Genomic DNA, 15,647 nt, shown 5'->3' with positions numbered 1-15,647 from the left:
CGTTCATGCCGGCTCGGGGGAGCCCAGTTCGGCCCATACGGTCTTGCGTGGGAACCGGTCCTCGCTCACGCCCCAGCGGTCCGCGAGCGCGTCCACGATGAGCAGGCCGCGCCCCGACTCGACGTCCACGGAAGGCTGTTGGGGCTCGGGAAGGCGGTCACCCTGTGTGTCGGTGACCTCGATACGGAGGGTGCCGCCGACGACGTACAGCGTCAGGCGGAAGTCCCGACCCGGTACGCGGCCGTGCGTCGCCGCGTTGGCCGCCAGCTCGGCCACCACGTGGCTCGCGGTCTCCGTGGGCAGACCCCAACTGCGTAGCTGCGCTTCCGCGAGCAGACGCGCGAGGCGGGCCCCGCGCCTCGTGGACGACAGCAGCACCGTGAAGTTGCGGAACTGGGCGGCGGGTTGGGCTGTGCCCTCGGCGGTTTCCTGATTCACATCACTCAGCGTGGCTGGCTGCGTCTACCGTGAGGGGTGACTGAGCGGGTGCGTACGGTGACTGTCGGCTGATTGTCCGGTGCTGTCCGGGCTGTCGGCACCGTTCCTACGGGTAGGGCGTCGCGGTACGACGCGGGACTACGGAGGGGCGCGCATGTCGGTGGACGGCGAGGCGGTACGGCTCAGGAGCGAGGCGGACGAGCCGGGCTGGGAGGTGGACCCGGACGACGAGTGGGGTGTGGCCGTCATCGCCACCGTGGGACGGCAGTTGAAGCTGCGACGCGAGGCGGCGGGACTGCGGGCCGCGGAGTTCGGGGTGGCGGTCGGGTACGGGGAAGACCTGGTCTACAAGGTCGAGGGCGGCAAGCGGATCCCTCGTCAGGAGTACCTGGACAGGGCCGACGAGGTGTTGGGGGCCGGTGGGCTCATCGCGGCGACATGGGAGGACGTGAAGAGGGTTCGGTACCCGAAGCGGCTTCGGGAGCTGGCGAAGCTGGAGGCCCAGGCAGTGGAGATGGGTGTGTACGAGAGTCATAGCCTCAACGGCCTGTTGCAGACTCCAGAACACGCGAGGGCGTTGTTCACGGCTCGGCAGCCTCCGTACGCCCCGGAAGAGGTGGAACGCTTGGTGGCTGCCCGAGTGGCGCGACAGTCGATCTTCGAGCGTTCACCTGCCCCGGCGCTGAGCTTCGTCCAGGAGGAGGCGGCGTTGGGGCGCCCCATCGGAGGCACAATGGTCTGGCGCCAGCAGCTTGAACGGCTGCTGGAAGTGGGGAAGTTGCACAACGTCACCATCCAGGTGATGCCGCTGCACTGCGAGGCGCATCCTGGGCTGGACGGAAGGATCGAGGTGCTGAAGTTCGCGGACGGTATGGCAGTGGCGCGCTCCGACGGCGCGTTCAATGGACGACCGACCTCCGAACTCAAACACCTGCGCATCCTTGAACTGCGGTACAGCACCATCCGGGCTCAGGCTCTCTCCCCACGCGAGTCGCTGGTCTTCATCGAGCAACTGCTGGGAGAGACATGATCCGCAAGGCCTCCACCGAGGACGCCACCGAGCTGGCGTGGTTCAAGAGCAGCTACAGCAGCGGCAACGAAGGCGACTCATGCGTCGAGATCGCCTCTGTCCCCGGCACAGTCCACGTCCGCGACTCCAAGAACACCGAAGGCCCCCGGCTCACCTTCGCCGCGGACACCTGGGCGCGTTTCGTCCCGCACGTGTCCGAGCGTTGACGGCGCACAAGGTGGGAACGGGAACGATCCGAGCGCAGCGGCGGCGGCAGGCGCGCCAGGAACGCCGCGCACGGGTCGAGAGGCTCGCCGAGACGATGACGGCACCGGAGGCGCCGCTGGTGTGGGGTGCCGGATGGCGAGGAAAGGCGACGGGTGCGGCCTTGGCCGTCGTGCTCGTCGCGCTCGACTACGCACCCGCCGGCGCGAGCCTGGCCCATCCGCAGCCGGGTCTCTTGTTGCGGGCACTGTGGGCGTGGCTGGTCCTCGCCTTCCCCTGCTGCTGGCTTGCGCTGTGGCGCATCACCGCGGACCGGGACGGCGTGTACATCCGCCGCATGTGGGCCACGCGGTTCCTGCCGTGGTCGAGGATCGGCCATGTGGAGATGCGGCGCGACGGACAGCTCGGGTTCATCGGTCCCGCGGCGGAACCCAAGGTCGCCGGATTGTTCGCGCCGCCCTGGCTGAGCCGCCTCACCGGCCGCGTCGGCACCGGAGCCCAAGCCGCCGACACGCTGACCGCCATGGCCCTGCACAGTCACCTGCGCCCTACCGCTCAAGCCGACCGGGTGCTGACCGTCGGGGGAATCGTCCGCTGGGTGATCCTCGTGGCTCCTGTGTTGTATCTCGCGGCCGGATTTCTGCATCTCTGACCCATTAAGTGCGGGTTTTGGGCCACGTTACGCGACCCGACCTGCGGTTTTGCCTCCGTCGTCTGACCCGAACCTGCCACCTGTCGACTCACTGATCGACACGACGTGTCTCAGATTCCGGACATCCCAGGCGGAGACACTGGCCAACGGCTTTACAGAGGAGTAACAGTGAAGCGTCGGCCGTTTCCCGGATGCCACTCCCGGGACGGCCGAGTTCCTGCGCGCGGCAACGGCGCCGAGCGTTCATCACCGGCTTCCATGTCGGTAACCGGCCCCCACGCCGGTCAAAGCCGTGCCAGAAAGGGACGATGTGACGACCCGACTCGACACCAACGCCCAGCTCGCCACCCTGCTCACCGAGATCGAGCACCGTAACCCGGCCCAGCCCGAGTTCCACCAGGCCGCCCACGAGGTGCTGGAGACACTCGCGCCCGTGCTGACCGCCCGGCCGGAGTACGCGGAGGCGGGGCTGGTGGAGCGGCTGTGCGAGCCGGAGCGGCAGATCATCTTCCGGGTGCCGTGGCAGGACGACCGGGGGCGAGTGCAGGTCAACCGGGGCTTCCGGGTCGAGTTCAACAGTGCGCTGGGCCCGTACAAGGGCGGCCTGCGCTTCCACCCGTCGGTGAACCTCGGGATCGTGAAGTTCCTCGGGTTCGAGCAGGTCTTCAAGAACGCGCTCACCGGACTCGGTATCGGCGGCGGCAAGGGCGGCAGCGACTTCGACCCGCACGGCCGCAGCGACGCGGAGGTCATGCGGTTCTGCCAGTCGTTCATGACCGAGTTGCAGCGGCACATCGGCGAGCACACCGACGTCCCGGCCGGTGACATCGGCGTCGGCACCCGCGAGATCGGCTACCTGTTCGGCCAGTACCGGCGGATCACCAACCGCTGGGAGGCCGGTGTGCTGACCGGCAAGGGCGCCCACTGGGGCGGCTCCCTGATCCGCCCGGAGGCAACCGGGTACGGGAACGTGCTGTTCGCCGAGGCGATGCTGCGTGAGCGGGGTGAGGACCTGGAGGGGCAGACAGTGGTCGTCTCCGGCTCCGGGAACGTCGCGATCTACACCGTCGAGAAGCTGCTCGCCCTCGGCGCGAACCCGCTGACCTGCTCGGACTCCGGCGGATACGTGGTCGACGACAAGGGCATCGACGTCGAGCTGCTGAAGCAGATCAAGGAGGTCGAGCGCGGCCGGATCAGCGAGTACGCGCAGCGCCGTGGCGCCTCCGCCCGGTACGTGCCCGGCGGGCGCGTCTGGGACGTGCCGGCCGATGTCGCACTGCCGTCGGCGACGCAGAACGAGCTGGACGAGAGGGACGCCGAGATGCTCATCCGCAACGGCGTGAAGGCGGTGTCCGAGGGCGCGAACATGCCGACGACGCCGGAGGCCGTCCACCTCTTCCAGCGCGCCGGGGTCGCCTTCGGGCCCGGCAAGGCGGCCAACGCGGGCGGGGTCGCGGTCAGCGGCCTGGAGATGGCGCAGAACCACTCCCGTACGTCGTGGACGGCAGCGCGCGTCGAGGAGGAGCTGGCCGGCATCATGCGGGACATCCACACCACCTGCCACGAGACCGCCGAGCGCTACGGCGCCCCCGGCGACTACGTGACCGGCGCGAACATCGCCGGCTTCGAGCGTGTCGCCGACGCCATGCTCGCCCAGGGCGTCATCTGACACCGCGGCCACGACGGTCGCCCGGCCCGCCCCTGCGCGGATGGCCGGGCGACCGGGGCCGGGACCCCACCGGGCGGTACTTCTCACCCTGGGACCCGGACCGCGTGGGACTTGGTCATCGGGACGGGGCGCCATATGCACACGGCGTGTCCGTCAAGTTGCGTTCCACTACGTGTGTCTTCGCCTTCTCCTCTCTTCTCTCCAGTTCTCTCGCTTCTGCTCTCTTCGGCGTATCAACTGCTCTCTGTCCCACGGGTATTGAGCCGTCTACGATGAGGCGAGTCGGTGACCGTGCTCAGCTGCGGGAAGAGAGGAAGCGTGCAGAGCGAGATCGTCGTGGCTGGGATCACCACGGCGGGTGCTGCCCTGAGCGCCGTCTGCGTTGCGTTCCTGTCGCGCGCCGCCACGGCCCGCAGGGACTACAGCGGGCCGGTGATGGGCATGAGCGAGTACTGCGGACGTGTCCGCGGAGCGGCCGCGGCCGCGCTCAAGGACTGCGTGCAGGCACTTGACCAACTGCAAGCCGGAGCCCCCCATGAGCGGACTTCCCGCCAGAGGGACCGGCTCTTCTATGAGGCGCAGTTCGAGGAGGGATTGCTCGACGAGATCCGCCCCGATGTCATCCGGTTCAATCAGGTGATCGGCAAGCTGCGCAAGGATCTTTTGTTCGCGGGCGGGAAAGTCGATGACATGTCCCAGGCGGTCGCGGGTGACAGTCAGGCCCGTACGCGCGAGCTGGCCGACCTGCAGTGGCTCCTGAGGGGGTTCGAGAGGTCTCTGGATGACGCCGATGAGCAGTTCGAGCAGAGCCGGTCGAATTATCTGGGCCGACAGGTGCCGTATCCGCCGCGCAGGGCCGTGCGCAGACTTCACAAACGCGCCAGGGCGCAATACGCGGTCAGGGCTCGCAACAGCGAGGCTGCCATGGCCGGATTCCTTCGCGCGGCGGTGTCCTTGGGGTATCCCAGCCCGCCGGATGCTGCCGAGCCCACCAGGCGGGTCCGCGCCCGGGGTGAGGGCGAGGCGCCGTCGGCAGGTCAGGGGCCGACGGGCCCAGTGGCTGGAGATCCGCCGCCGTGCGGATACTGCATCTGGCGCTGTCCCCATGCGCCCGGCGCCAACGGCGCCCCCGGGACGGCAGGGGTCCTGGGCGGCTGAGACCACTGTCTCCCTCTCGCGGTGCGCGTCCGCTCCCACGAGACCGCCGAGCGCTGCGGGGCCCGACTACGTGACCGGCGCGAACATCGCCGGCTTCGAGCGTGTCGCCGACGCCATGCTCGCCCAGGGCGTCATCTGACGGCCTGAGCGCCGTCCATCCGTCAGGCTCAGTCGCGTCCGGTCTCCGGGGTCCTCCCGGAGCCGGACGCCTCCGCCAGGCGCGTCAGCAGTTGTGTGTAGACGGTCGTCGCCGCCGCGATGACCGTCAGCACGACCGTCAGGGCCAGTACGCCGAGGAGCGCCGGCCACTGGCGCAGTTCGTCGGCGCGGCACTCGTCGCTCCGCGGGAACGGGTCGACCAGCGGGCCGTCACAGAGCTGCCGAGTGGAGTCCCCGGAGGTGATCTCGGGGCCGTAGGAGGCGAGCATCAAGTACGCGAACCAGGCCCACGCCAACACCGCCAGCAGGAGCCAGGCCTTCGACCAGTTGTCCATGCGGTCCGCGTCCCGCAGCAGCTTCGCCTTCTGGTCGGTGCCGACGGCGTCAACGGTCTCGACGGTGTCCGAAGTCTGATGGGCGTCCTTCGCTCCGGCTTCTGCCACGTCGTCCCCCCGAGTGCGCGATCATGCCTTCGCCGCCCGACTCTAACCTGATGATCGAGTCCACTCCCGGGCGGCGTACCCACCCCATTCGGCGCTTCCGGTTTGACGTACGTCACGCTCCGGGTAATCTCTTCGGCTCGATTGGCCAGCCTGCCGTTCTCTATGGCAGACTGTCCGAGTTGCTCGGTCGAGTGTTGATGCTGCGCGCCTCCCGCCGGGAGGACCGAAAGCGAGTCCCACAGTACTCGTCGCCCTAACTGCCTCACGGCAGCGCTGGGGCGGACGTACGGGAATCTTTCGGGAAGCGTGGGCGCGGCACCGGCCAGGCACCCGGTGGGTTTTTCCGCCCCTGGTTCCACGGTTCCGGAAGGGCCGTGTTCCCCCAGCAGGGATGTTCGGACAAGGGACATTCATGTCAGCGGGAGCGCGACACGCCCGACCGCGTGGGTCGGAGCGGGAGTTGCAAAACCACCGGGTTCCGGAGCGTATGAGAGACAGGACTACGAGGTAGCCATGGCGGGACAGAAGATCCGCATCCGGCTCAAGGCCTACGACCACGAGGTCATCGACTCCTCGGCGAAGAAGATCGTCGAGACGGTGACCCGTACTGGTGCGTCGGTCGCGGGCCCGGTGCCCCTGCCCACTGAGAAGAACGTGTACTGCGTCATCAAGTCGCCGCACAAGTACAAGGACTCGCGCGAGCACTTCGAGATGCGCACGCACAAGCGCCTGATCGACATTCTCGACCCGACGCCCAAGACCGTTGACTCCCTGATGCGACTCGACCTCCCGGCCGGTGTCGACATCGAGATCAAGCTCTGAGGCCGGTGATCTGAGAGATGAAGCAGATCAAGGGCATCCTGGGCGAGAAGCTCGGCATGACGCAGGTGTGGGACGAGAACAACCGTGTCGTCCCCGTGACCGTCGTCAAGGCCGCGCCCAACGTCGTGACCCAGGTCCGTACGAACGATGTCGACGGCTACGAGTCGGTCCAGATCGCCTTCGGCGACATCGACCCGCGCAAGGTGAACAAGCCCCTCAAGGGTCACTTCGCCAAGGCCGACGTCACCCCGCGTCGTCACCTCGTTGAGATCCGCACCGCGGACGCCAGCGAGTACACCCTCGGCCAGGAGATCACCGCTGAGGTGTTCGAGGCCGGCGCGAAGGTCGACGTCACCGGCAAGAGCAAGGGCAAGGGCTTCGCCGGTGTCATGAAGCGTCACAACTTCAAGGGCCTCGGCGCCAGTCACGGCACCCAGCGCAAGCACCGCTCCCCCGGTTCCATCGGTGGCTGCGCCACCCCGGGCCGTGTGTTCAAGGGCGTCCGCATGGCCGGCCGCATGGGCAACGAGCGGGTCACCACCCAGAACCTGACCGTCCACGCCGTTGACGCGGAGAAGGGTCTGCTGCTCATCAAGGGCGCGGTTCCCGGTCCGAACGGCGGCCTCGTCCTGGTCCGCACCGCGGCCAAGGGGGCCTGAGGTAACCGATGAGCACTGTTGACATCCTTTCGCCGGCGGGCGAGAAGGCCGGTACCGTCGAGCTCCCCGCGGAGATCTTCGACGTTGAGAAGGTCAGCATCCCGCTGATCCACCAGGTCGTCGTCGCGCAGCTGGCCGCTGCCCGTCAGGGCACGCACAAGACCAAGACCCGCGGTGAAGTTCGTGGTGGTGGCCGCAAGCCGTACCGCCAGAAGGGCACCGGTCGCGCCCGCCAGGGTTCGACCCGCGCGCCGCAGTTCGCCGGTGGTGGCGTCGTGCACGGTCCCGTGCCGCGCGACTACTCGCAGCGGACCCCGAAGAAGATGAAGGCCGCGGCCCTGCGCCACGCCCTCACCGACCGGGCCCGCAACAACCGCATCCACGTCGTCTCCGACGTGGTCGAGTCGGACATCTCCACCAAGGCCGCCAAGGCTCTCCTCGGCAAGATCAGCGAGCGCAAGAACGTGCTCCTGGTCATCGAGCGCGAGAACGACAAGGCCCTGCTGTCCGCTCGCAACCTGCCCCAGGTGCACATCCTGGAGCCGGGCCAGCTGAACACGTACGACGTGATCGTCTCGGACGACGTGGTCTTCACTCAGGCCGCTCTCGAGTCCTTCGTGTCCGGCCCGAAGGCCAACGACACTGAAGGGAGCGAGGCCTGATGGCTACCCGTCACCCGAGCATCGCCTCGAAGGCCGCCAAGGCCGCCAAGGCCGCGCGCGTCGCCAAGGCGCGTCGCCACGCCGCCGAGGGTAAGAACACCGTCGTCACCCCGGTCAGCAAGTCGTACACGGACCCCCGTGACGTCCTGCTGAAGCCGGTCGTGTCGGAGAAGAGCTACGCGCTCCTCGACGAGAACAAGTACACGTTCATCGTCGACCCGAACGCCAACAAGACCCAGATCAAGCAGGCCGTCCAGGCGGTCTTCTCGGTCAAGGTCACCGGGGTCAACACGATCAACCGCCAGGGCAAGCGCAAGCGCACGAAGACCGGTTTCGGTCAGCGTGCCGGCAGCAAGCGCGCGATCGTGACCCTCGCCGAGGGCGACCGTATCGACATCTTCGGCGGTCCGACCGCCTGACGGCGGTCCGGATCGTCCGATATCGGACGAGGACTGAGAAATGGGAATCCGCAAGTACAAGCCGACTACGCCGGGCCGTCGTGGCGCCAGCGTCGCCGACTTCGTCGAGGTCACGCGGTCCACGCCGGAGAAGTCGCTGGTCCGCCCCCTGCACAGCAAGGGCGGCCGTAACAACACCGGTCGTGTGACCGTTCGCCACCAGGGTGGCGGACACAAGCGCGCCTACCGCGTGATCGACTTCCGTCGTCACGACAAGGACGGCGTGCCGGCGAAGGTCGCGCACATCGAGTACGACCCCAACCGCACCGCGCGCATCGCGCTGCTGCACTACGCCGACGGCGAGAAGCGCTACATCCTCGCCCCGCGCAACCTGCAGCAGGGTGACCGCGTCGAGAACGGTCCCGGGGCTGACATCAAGCCGGGCAACAACCTGGCCCTCCGCAACATCCCGGTCGGTACCACGATCCACGCGATCGAGCTCCGTCCCGGTGGCGGTGCCAAGTTCGCCCGCTCCGCCGGTGCCTCCGTGCAGCTGCTCGCGAAGGAGGGCGCCTACGCCCACCTGCGCATGCCGTCCGGCGAAATCCGTCTGGTCGACGTCCGCTGCCGCGCCACCGTTGGCGAGGTCGGCAACGCCGAGCAGTCCAACATCAACTGGGGCAAGGCCGGCCGTAAGCGCTGGCTGGGCGTCCGCCCGACCGTGCGTGGTGTGGTCATGAACCCCGTGGACCACCCGCACGGTGGTGGTGAGGGCCGTACCTCCGGTGGCCGCCACCCGGTGTCCCCGTGGGGCAAGAAGGAAGGCCGTACTCGTTCCGCCAAGAAGGCGAGCAACAAGTACATCGTCCGCCGCCGCAAGACGAACAAGAAGCGCTAAGGACGGGTTGAGATGCCTCGTAGCTTGAAGAAGGGGCCCTTCGTCGACGACCACCTGATCAAGAAGGTGGATGTCCAGAACGAAGCCGGCACCAAGAACGTCATCAAGACCTGGTCCCGCCGCTCGATGATCGTCCCGGCCATGCTCGGCCACACGATCGCGGTGCACAACGGCAAGACCCACATCCCGGTGTTTGTCACCGAGTCGATGGTCGGCCACAAGCTCGGTGAGTTCTCGCCGACCCGCACCTTCCGGGGTCACGTCAAGGACGACCGGAAGTCGAAGCGCCGCTAATAGCGGGGTGGAATGACCATGACAAACATCGAAGGGACAACCATGGAAGCCAGGGCCCAGGCGCGGTACATCCGCGTCACGCCCATGAAGGCCCGCCGTGTGGTGGACCTCATCCGTGGCATGGATGCCACGGAGGCTCAGGCGGTCCTGCGTTTCGCCCCGCAGGCCGCGAGCGTGCCGGTGGGCAAGGTGCTGGACAGCGCCATTGCCAACGCCGCGCACAACTACGACCACACCGACGCCGACAGCCTCTACATCTCCGAGGCGTACGTCGACGAGGGTCCGACCCTGAAGCGGTTCCGGCCGCGTGCCCAGGGCCGTGCCTACCGGATCCGCAAGCGGACCAGCCACATCACCGTGGTCGTCAGCAGCAAGGAAGGAACCCGGTAATGGGCCAGAAGGTAAACCCGCATGGGTTCCGGCTCGGTGTCACGACCGACTTCAAGTCGCGTTGGTACGCCGACAAGCTGTACAAGGACTACGTCAAGGAAGACGTCGCCATCCGTCGGATGATGACGTCCGGCATGGAGCGCGCCGGCATCTCGAAGGTTGAGATCGAGCGCACCCGTGACCGCGTCCGTGTGGACATCCACACCGCGCGTCCTGGCATCGTCATCGGCCGCCGTGGCGCCGAGGCCGACCGCATCCGCGGCGACCTCGAGAAGCTCACGGGCAAGCAGGTCCAGCTGAACATCCTCGAGGTCAAGAACCCCGAGACCGACGCTCAGCTCGTGGCCCAGGCCGTTGCCGAGCAGCTGTCCTCCCGTGTCTCCTTCCGTCGCGCCATGCGTAAGAGCATGCAGTCGGCGATGAAGGCGGGCGCCAAGGGCATCAAGATCCAGTGTGGTGGCCGTCTCGGCGGCGCCGAGATGTCCCGCTCGGAGTTCTACCGCGAGGGCCGTGTGCCCCTGCACACGCTCCGCGCGAACGTGGACTACGGCTTCTTCGAGGCCAAGACGACCTTCGGCCGCATCGGTGTGAAGGTCTGGATCTACAAGGGCGATGTCAAGAACATCGCCGAGGTCCGCGCCGAGAACGCCGCCGCCCGTGCGGGCAACCGCCCGGCCCGTGGTGGCGCCGACCGCCCGGCCCGTGGTGGCCGTGGTGGCGAGCGGCGCGGTCGCAAGCCGCAGCAGGCTCAGCAGGCTGCCGAGGCCCCCAAGGCCGAGGCTCCTGCCGCTGCTCCGGCTGAGAGCACCGGAACGGAGGCCTGACCGAAATGCTGATCCCCCGTAGGGTCAAGCACCGCAAGCAGCACCACCCGAAGCGCGATGGTATGTCCAAGGGTGGAACGCAGGTTGCGTTCGGCGAGTACGGCATCCAGGCGCTGACCCCGGCGTACGTCACGAACCGCCAGATCGAAGCGGCTCGTATCGCCATGACCCGTCACATCAAGCGTGGCGGCAAGGTCTGGATCAACATCTACCCGGACCGCCCGCTGACCAAGAAGCCCGCCGAGACCCGCATGGGTTCCGGTAAGGGTTCGCCGGAGTGGTGGATCGCGAACGTCAAGCCCGGTCGGGTGATGTTCGAGCTGTCCTACCCGAACGAGAAGATCGCCCGTGAGGCGCTGACTCGTGCTGCCCACAAGCTGCCGATGAAGTGCCGGATCGTCAAGCGCGAGGCAGGTGAAGCGTGATGTCGGCCGGTACCAAGGCGTCCGAGCTGCGCGAGCTGGGCAACGAGGAGCTTCTGGGCAAGCTCCGCGAGGCCAAGGAAGAGCTGTTCAACCTCCGCTTCCAGGCGGCGACGGGCCAGCTCGAGAACCACGGCCGTCTGAAGGCGGTCCGCAAGGACATCGCGCGGATCTACACCCTGATGCGCGAGCGTGAGCTGGGCATCGAAACGGTGGAGAACGCCTGATGAGCGAGAACATGACTGAGAACACTGAGGCGCGCGGCTTCCGCAAGACCCGCGAGGGTCTCGTCGTCAGCGACAAGATGGACAAGACCGTCGTCGTCGCCGTCGAGGACCGTGTCAAGCACGCGCTGTACGGCAAGGTCATCCGCCGTACGAACAAGCTCAAGGCGCACGACGAGCAGAACGCCGCGGGTGTCGGCGACCGCGTCCTCCTGATGGAGACCCGGCCGCTGTCCGCGACCAAGCGCTGGCGCGTCGTCGAGATCCTCGAGAAGGCGAAGTAAGGAAGCGGGGGTTCGCCCCCGCTGACCCCCCGCCGGGGGCAGCACCGCGAGGTGCCGGCCCCCGGCTGGGAACCCGCCTGTAGAGGCGCAAGTAATTCCTGCGGATTCCCCGCAGGACAGTTCCGCCAGGCTCGCAGGTCAGTCCGCAAGGACCCTGCGGGAACCGGCAGACGATCAGGAGATAGACGTGATCCAGCAGGAGTCGCGACTGCGCGTCGCCGACAACACTGGTGCGAAGGAAATCCTTTGCATCCGTGTGCTCGGTGGCTCCGGTCGCCGCTACGCGGGCATCGGTGACGTCATCGTCGCCACCGTCAAGGACGCGATCCCCGGTGGCAACGTGAAGAAGGGTGACGTCGTCAAGGCGGTCATCGTTCGCACCGTCAAGGAGCGCCGCCGTCCGGACGGCTCGTACATCCGCTTCGACGAGAACGCCGCCGTCATTCTGAAGAACGACGGCGACCCTCGCGGCACCCGTATCTTCGGCCCGGTCGGCCGTGAGCTGCGCGAGAAGAAGTTCATGAAGATCATCTCGCTCGCGCCGGAGGTGCTGTAAGCATGAAGATCAAGAAGGGCGACCTGGTTCAGGTCATCACCGGCAAGGACAAGGGCAAGCAGGGCAAGGTCGTTGCCGCTTACCCGCGCGAGGAGCGCGTCCTGGTCGAGGGTGTCAACCGGGTCAAGAAGCACACCAAGGCCGGCCCGACCGCCAGCGGTTCCCAGGCCGGCGGCATCGTGACCACCGAGGCCCCGATCCACGTGTCCAACGTTCAGCTGGTCGTGGAGAAGGACGGCAACAAGGTCGTCACGCGTGTCGGCTACCGCTTCGACGAGAACGGCAACAAGATCCGCGTTGCCAAGCGGACGGGTGAGGACATCTGATGGCTACCACCACTCCGCGTCTGAAGACGAAGTACCGCGAGGAGATCGCGGGCAAGCTGCGTGACGAGTTCAAGTACGAGAACGTCATGCAGACCCCGGGCCTCGTCAAGATCGTGGTCAACATGGGTGTGGGCGACGCCGCCCGCGACTCCAAGCTGATCGAGGGCGCCATCCGCGACCTCACCACGATCACCGGTCAGAAGCCGGCCGTCACCAAGGCCCGCAAGTCCATCGCGCAGTTCAAGCTGCGTGAGGGTCAGCCGATCGGTGCCCACGTCACGCTCCGTGGCGACCGCATGTGGGAGTTCCTGGACCGCACCCTGTCGCTCGCGCTTCCGCGCATCCGCGACTTCCGTGGTCTGTCCCCCAAGCAGTTCGACGGCCGTGGCAACTACACCTTCGGTCTCACGGAGCAGGTCATGTTCCACGAGATCGACCAGGACAAGATCGACCGCGTCCGGGGTATGGACATCACCGTGGTCACCACGGCGACCAACGACGCTGAGGGCCGCGCGCTCCTTCGTCACCTCGGCTTCCCGTTCAAGGAGGCGTGAGCGAGATGGCGAAGAAGGCTCTGATCGCTAAGGCTGCTCGCAAGCCCAAGTTCGGTGTGCGTGGCTACACGCGCTGCCAGCGCTGCGGCCGTCCGCACTCCGTGTACCGCAAGTTCGGCCTGTGCCGCGTGTGCCTTCGTGAGATGGCTCACCGTGGCGAGCTGCCGGGCGTGACCAAGAGCTCCTGGTAATCCCCTAATTCGGGATTCCCAAGGCTCTCGGTAAGCATCTGGGGGCGGCGGGACGCCCAGCACCCATGCCTTAGGCTTGTGGGGTTGGGCGCCTGCCGTGCCCGTACGACTTACTACGCCGTAGGTCCACCGCGCCGCACCCGTCCCGTCTCGGATCGGGGAGAGGGATGGCGCACCAGGAAACCCCGGCGAGAGAGGCCGAAGGCCAATTCATGACCATGACTGATCCGATCGCAGACATGCTTACGCGTCTGCGGAACGCGAACTCGGCATACCACGACTCCGTGACGATGCCGGCATCGAAGATCAAGTCGCACATCGCGGAGATCCTCCAGCAGGAGGGCTTCATCACGGGCTGGCGCGTCGAGGACGCCGAGGTTGGCAAGAACCTCGTCCTCGAGCTGAAGTTCGGGCCGAACCGTGAGCGCTCCATCGCGGGCATCAAGCGGATTTCCAAGCCCGGTCTGCGGGTTTACGCGAAGTCCACCAACCTGCCGAAGGTGCTCGGCGGCCTCGGCGTGGCGATCATCTCCACGTCTCACGGGCTCCTCACCGACAAGCAGGCCGGCAAGAAGGGCGTAGGCGGAGAAGTTCTCGCCTACGTCTGGTAACGGAAGGGAACGGAGGAAACAGCTATGTCGCGCATCGGCAAGCTCCCCATCGCGGTTCCCGCCGGCGTGGACGTCACCATCGACGGCAGCACGGTTTCGGTCAAGGGCCCCAAGGGCACGCTGACCCACACCGTCGCCTCGCCGATCGAGATCGTCAAGAACGAGGACGGCACCCTTCAGGTGACCCGCCCCAACGACGAGCGTCAGAACAAGGCCCTGCACGGCCTGTCCCGCACGCTGGTGGCGAACATGATCACCGGCGTGACCCAGGGTTACGTGAAGAAGCTCGAGATCAGTGGTGTCGGTTACCGCGTGACCGCCAAGGGCTCGAACCTCGAGTTCGCGCTCGGCTACAGCCACCCGATCACCGTCGAGGCCCCCGAGGGCATCACCTTCAAGGTGGAGGCCCCGACCCGCTTCTCGGTCGAGGGCATCGACAAGCAGAAGGTCGGCGAGGTTGCGGCCAACATCCGCAAGCTGCGCAAGCCCGACCCGTACAAGGCCAAGGGCGTCAAGTACGAGGGCGAAGTCATCCGCCGCAAGGTCGGAAAGGCGGGTAAGTAAGCCATGGCATACGGGCAGAAGATTCTCAAGGGCGACGCCTACAAGCGCGCCTCTATCAAGCGCCGTCACATCCGGATCCGCAAGCGGATCAACGGTACGGCGGAGCGTCCCCGTCTCGTCGTGACCCGCTCGAACCGCCACATCGTGGCGCAGGTGATCGACGACCTGAAGGGCCACACCCTGGCGTCGGCGTCCACCCTGGACACCTCGATCCGTGGTGGCGAGGGCGACAAGTCCGCGCAGGCCAAGCAGGTCGGCGCCCTGGTCGCCGAGCGTGCCAAGGCCGCCGGCGTCGAGGCTGTCGTGTTCGACCGTGGTGGCAACCAGTACGCCGGGCGCATTGCCGCCCTGGCGGACGCCGCCCGCGAAGCCGGGCTCAAGTTCTGAGCCTGCCGTAGCTAGCGGAAAAAGAGAGAGGTAATTCCAATGGCTGGACCCCAGCGCCGCGGTGGCGGTGCCGGTGGCGGCGAGCGGCGGGACCGGAAGGGCCGTGACGGCGGCGCAGCTGCCGCCGAGAAGACCGCTTACGTTGAGCGCGTCGTCGCGATCAACCGCGTCGCCAAGGTTGTGAAGGGTGGTCGTCGCTTCAGCTTCACCGCGCTGGTCGTGGTGGGCGACGGTGACGGCACCGTGGGTGTCGGTTACGGCAAGGCCAAGGAGGTGCCGGCCGCCATCGCCAAGGGTGTTGAGGAGGCCAAGAAGCACTTCTTCAAGGTCCCCCGGATCCAGGGCACCATCCCGCACCCGATCCAGGGTGAGAAGGCTGCCGGCGTCGTGCTGCTCAAGCCGGCGTCGCCGGGTACCGGTGTTATCGCCGGTGGTCCGGTGCGTGCCGTGCTCGAGTGCGCCGGTATCCACGACGTGCTGTCGAAGTCGCTCGGCTCCGACAACGCGATCAACATCGTGCACGCGACCGTGGAGGCCCTGAAGGGCCTGCAGCGTCCCGAGGAGATCGCGGCCCGCCGTGGTCTGCCGCTCGAGGACGTCGCCCCCGCGGCCCTGCTGCGTGCGCGTGCCGGGGCGGGTGCGTGATGGCACAGCTCAAGATCACGCAGGTCAAGTCCTACATCGGCAGCAAGCAGAACCACCGTGACACCCTGCGCTCCCTTGGCCTCAAGGGCATCAACACGCAGGTCGTCAAGGAGGACCGCCCCGAGTTCCGCGGCATGGTGCACACCGTCCGCCACCTCGTGACGGTCGAGGAGGTCGACTGAT

Annotated in this window: 27 protein-coding genes; 25 read left to right on the top strand and 2 right to left on the bottom strand. The window is 67.2% G+C overall.

What is annotated here, in order from left to right:
- Window positions 1–3: 3 nt before the first annotated feature.
- The gene (locus tag ACWDEX_RS10690) at window positions 4–438 is read right to left on the bottom strand and encodes an ATP-binding protein (RefSeq protein WP_450462900.1); all 435 of its coding nucleotides are present in this window, start codon (window positions 436–438) and stop codon (window positions 4–6) included.
- A 154-nt stretch (window positions 439–592) separates the two neighbouring features.
- Between ACWDEX_RS10690 and ACWDEX_RS10685 the strand changes: the two genes are divergently transcribed.
- The 5 genes from ACWDEX_RS10685 (at window position 593) to ACWDEX_RS10665 (ending at window position 5,151) form a co-directional block, all read left to right on the top strand.
- Window positions 593–1,468 carry a helix-turn-helix domain-containing protein gene (locus ACWDEX_RS10685; protein ID WP_450462899.1) on the top strand — a complete coding sequence of 292 codons (876 nt, stop codon included), beginning with the start codon at window positions 593–595 and terminating at the stop codon, window positions 1,466–1,468.
- Window positions 1,465–1,674 (top strand): DUF397 domain-containing protein, encoded by a 210-nt coding sequence (locus ACWDEX_RS10680; RefSeq protein ID WP_450462898.1) that lies wholly within the window; start codon window positions 1,465–1,467, stop codon window positions 1,672–1,674. The genes ACWDEX_RS10685 and ACWDEX_RS10680 overlap by 4 nt, the downstream gene beginning before the upstream one ends.
- Before the next feature lie 11 nt (window positions 1,675–1,685).
- Window positions 1,686–2,324: a hypothetical protein gene (locus tag ACWDEX_RS10675; protein ID WP_450462897.1), complete on the top strand. Its 639-nt coding sequence runs from the start codon at window positions 1,686–1,688 to the stop codon at window positions 2,322–2,324.
- 310 nt (window positions 2,325–2,634) lie between these two features.
- A complete protein-coding gene (gdhA, locus tag ACWDEX_RS10670; protein WP_450462896.1) occupies window positions 2,635–3,993 on the top strand; it encodes an NADP-specific glutamate dehydrogenase in 1,359 nt (452 codons plus the stop codon).
- 318 nt (window positions 3,994–4,311) lie between these two features.
- Window positions 4,312–5,151 carry a hypothetical protein gene (locus ACWDEX_RS10665; RefSeq protein ID WP_450462895.1) on the top strand — a complete coding sequence of 280 codons (840 nt, stop codon included), beginning with the start codon at window positions 4,312–4,314 and terminating at the stop codon, window positions 5,149–5,151.
- Between the two features lie 167 nt (window positions 5,152–5,318).
- Here the strand turns inward: ACWDEX_RS10665 and ACWDEX_RS10660 are convergent, their stop codons facing one another.
- Window positions 5,319–5,753 carry a hypothetical protein gene (locus ACWDEX_RS10660; protein ID WP_450462894.1) on the bottom strand — a complete coding sequence of 145 codons (435 nt, stop codon included), beginning with the start codon at window positions 5,751–5,753 and terminating at the stop codon, window positions 5,319–5,321.
- A gap of 513 nt (window positions 5,754–6,266) precedes the next feature.
- Here ACWDEX_RS10660 and rpsJ point away from each other — a divergent pair.
- From rpsJ to rpmD, 20 genes are all read left to right on the top strand, one after another.
- Complete coding sequence (gene rpsJ, locus ACWDEX_RS10655) at window positions 6,267–6,575, top strand: 30S ribosomal protein S10 (RefSeq protein ID WP_003948644.1); 309 nt, start codon at window positions 6,267–6,269, stop codon at window positions 6,573–6,575.
- 17 nt (window positions 6,576–6,592) lie between these two features.
- Window positions 6,593–7,234 carry a 50S ribosomal protein L3 gene (rplC, locus tag ACWDEX_RS10650; protein WP_450462893.1) on the top strand — a complete coding sequence of 214 codons (642 nt, stop codon included), beginning with the start codon at window positions 6,593–6,595 and terminating at the stop codon, window positions 7,232–7,234.
- Window positions 7,235–7,242: 8 nt separating this feature from the next.
- The gene (gene rplD / locus ACWDEX_RS10645) at window positions 7,243–7,896 is read left to right on the top strand and encodes a 50S ribosomal protein L4 (protein WP_450462892.1); all 654 of its coding nucleotides are present in this window, start codon (window positions 7,243–7,245) and stop codon (window positions 7,894–7,896) included.
- Window positions 7,896–8,315 carry a 50S ribosomal protein L23 gene (gene rplW / locus ACWDEX_RS10640; protein WP_450462891.1) on the top strand — a complete coding sequence of 140 codons (420 nt, stop codon included), beginning with the start codon at window positions 7,896–7,898 and terminating at the stop codon, window positions 8,313–8,315. Before rplD ends, rplW begins: the two co-directional genes overlap by 1 nt.
- Window positions 8,316–8,355: 40 nt before the next feature.
- Window positions 8,356–9,192 (top strand): 50S ribosomal protein L2, encoded by an 837-nt coding sequence (gene rplB, locus ACWDEX_RS10635; protein ID WP_450462890.1) that lies wholly within the window; start codon window positions 8,356–8,358, stop codon window positions 9,190–9,192.
- Between the two features lie 12 nt (window positions 9,193–9,204).
- Entirely contained in the window at window positions 9,205–9,486 is a 282-nt protein-coding gene (gene rpsS / locus ACWDEX_RS10630; protein WP_003948639.1) for a 30S ribosomal protein S19, read from the top strand.
- Between the two features lie 42 nt (window positions 9,487–9,528).
- Window positions 9,529–9,876 carry a 50S ribosomal protein L22 gene (gene rplV, locus ACWDEX_RS10625; protein ID WP_019329637.1) on the top strand — a complete coding sequence of 116 codons (348 nt, stop codon included), beginning with the start codon at window positions 9,529–9,531 and terminating at the stop codon, window positions 9,874–9,876.
- The gene (gene rpsC, locus ACWDEX_RS10620) at window positions 9,876–10,700 is read left to right on the top strand and encodes a 30S ribosomal protein S3 (RefSeq protein WP_450462889.1); all 825 of its coding nucleotides are present in this window, start codon (window positions 9,876–9,878) and stop codon (window positions 10,698–10,700) included. Before rplV ends, rpsC begins: the two co-directional genes overlap by 1 nt.
- Window positions 10,701–10,705: 5 nt before the next feature.
- Window positions 10,706–11,125, top strand: coding sequence for a 50S ribosomal protein L16 (gene rplP, locus ACWDEX_RS10615; RefSeq protein WP_046418010.1), 420 nt, complete (start codon window positions 10,706–10,708; stop codon window positions 11,123–11,125).
- Window positions 11,125–11,349: a 50S ribosomal protein L29 gene (gene rpmC, locus ACWDEX_RS10610; RefSeq protein ID WP_018564811.1), complete on the top strand. Its 225-nt coding sequence runs from the start codon at window positions 11,125–11,127 to the stop codon at window positions 11,347–11,349. The genes rplP and rpmC overlap by 1 nt, the downstream gene beginning before the upstream one ends.
- Entirely contained in the window at window positions 11,349–11,630 is a 282-nt protein-coding gene (gene rpsQ / locus ACWDEX_RS10605) for a 30S ribosomal protein S17 (protein WP_071364963.1), read from the top strand. The genes rpmC and rpsQ overlap by 1 nt, the downstream gene beginning before the upstream one ends.
- Window positions 11,631–11,817: 187 nt before the next feature.
- Window positions 11,818–12,186: a 50S ribosomal protein L14 gene (gene rplN / locus ACWDEX_RS10600; RefSeq protein WP_003998823.1), complete on the top strand. Its 369-nt coding sequence runs from the start codon at window positions 11,818–11,820 to the stop codon at window positions 12,184–12,186.
- A gap of 2 nt (window positions 12,187–12,188) precedes the next feature.
- Window positions 12,189–12,512: a 50S ribosomal protein L24 gene (rplX, locus tag ACWDEX_RS10595; RefSeq protein ID WP_450462888.1), complete on the top strand. Its 324-nt coding sequence runs from the start codon at window positions 12,189–12,191 to the stop codon at window positions 12,510–12,512.
- Window positions 12,509–13,066, top strand: a complete 558-nt coding sequence (gene rplE, locus ACWDEX_RS10590) for a 50S ribosomal protein L5 (RefSeq protein WP_450463084.1) — start codon at window positions 12,509–12,511, stop codon at window positions 13,064–13,066. Before rplX ends, rplE begins: the two co-directional genes overlap by 4 nt.
- A gap of 5 nt (window positions 13,067–13,071) precedes the next feature.
- Window positions 13,072–13,257 carry a type Z 30S ribosomal protein S14 gene (locus ACWDEX_RS10585; RefSeq protein WP_003948630.1) on the top strand — a complete coding sequence of 62 codons (186 nt, stop codon included), beginning with the start codon at window positions 13,072–13,074 and terminating at the stop codon, window positions 13,255–13,257.
- A gap of 212 nt (window positions 13,258–13,469) precedes the next feature.
- Entirely contained in the window at window positions 13,470–13,868 is a 399-nt protein-coding gene (gene rpsH / locus ACWDEX_RS10580) for a 30S ribosomal protein S8 (RefSeq protein ID WP_030046382.1), read from the top strand.
- Window positions 13,869–13,892: 24 nt separating this feature from the next.
- On the top strand, window positions 13,893–14,432 hold the full coding sequence (rplF, locus tag ACWDEX_RS10575; protein WP_450462887.1) for a 50S ribosomal protein L6: 540 nt from the start codon (window positions 13,893–13,895) through the stop codon (window positions 14,430–14,432).
- A gap of 3 nt (window positions 14,433–14,435) precedes the next feature.
- Window positions 14,436–14,819 carry a 50S ribosomal protein L18 gene (gene rplR, locus ACWDEX_RS10570; RefSeq protein ID WP_450462886.1) on the top strand — a complete coding sequence of 128 codons (384 nt, stop codon included), beginning with the start codon at window positions 14,436–14,438 and terminating at the stop codon, window positions 14,817–14,819.
- Window positions 14,820–14,858: 39 nt separating this feature from the next.
- Window positions 14,859–15,464: a 30S ribosomal protein S5 gene (gene rpsE, locus ACWDEX_RS10565; protein ID WP_009190144.1), complete on the top strand. Its 606-nt coding sequence runs from the start codon at window positions 14,859–14,861 to the stop codon at window positions 15,462–15,464.
- Window positions 15,464–15,646 (top strand): 50S ribosomal protein L30, encoded by a 183-nt coding sequence (gene rpmD / locus ACWDEX_RS10560; RefSeq protein WP_003974250.1) that lies wholly within the window; start codon window positions 15,464–15,466, stop codon window positions 15,644–15,646. The genes rpsE and rpmD overlap by 1 nt, the downstream gene beginning before the upstream one ends.
- The last annotated feature ends 1 nt before the right edge of the window (window position 15,647 follow it).

The organism is Streptomyces sp. NPDC001020, from assembly GCF_053599115.1.
This window is presented reverse-complemented; position numbering and strand designations above follow the sequence as displayed.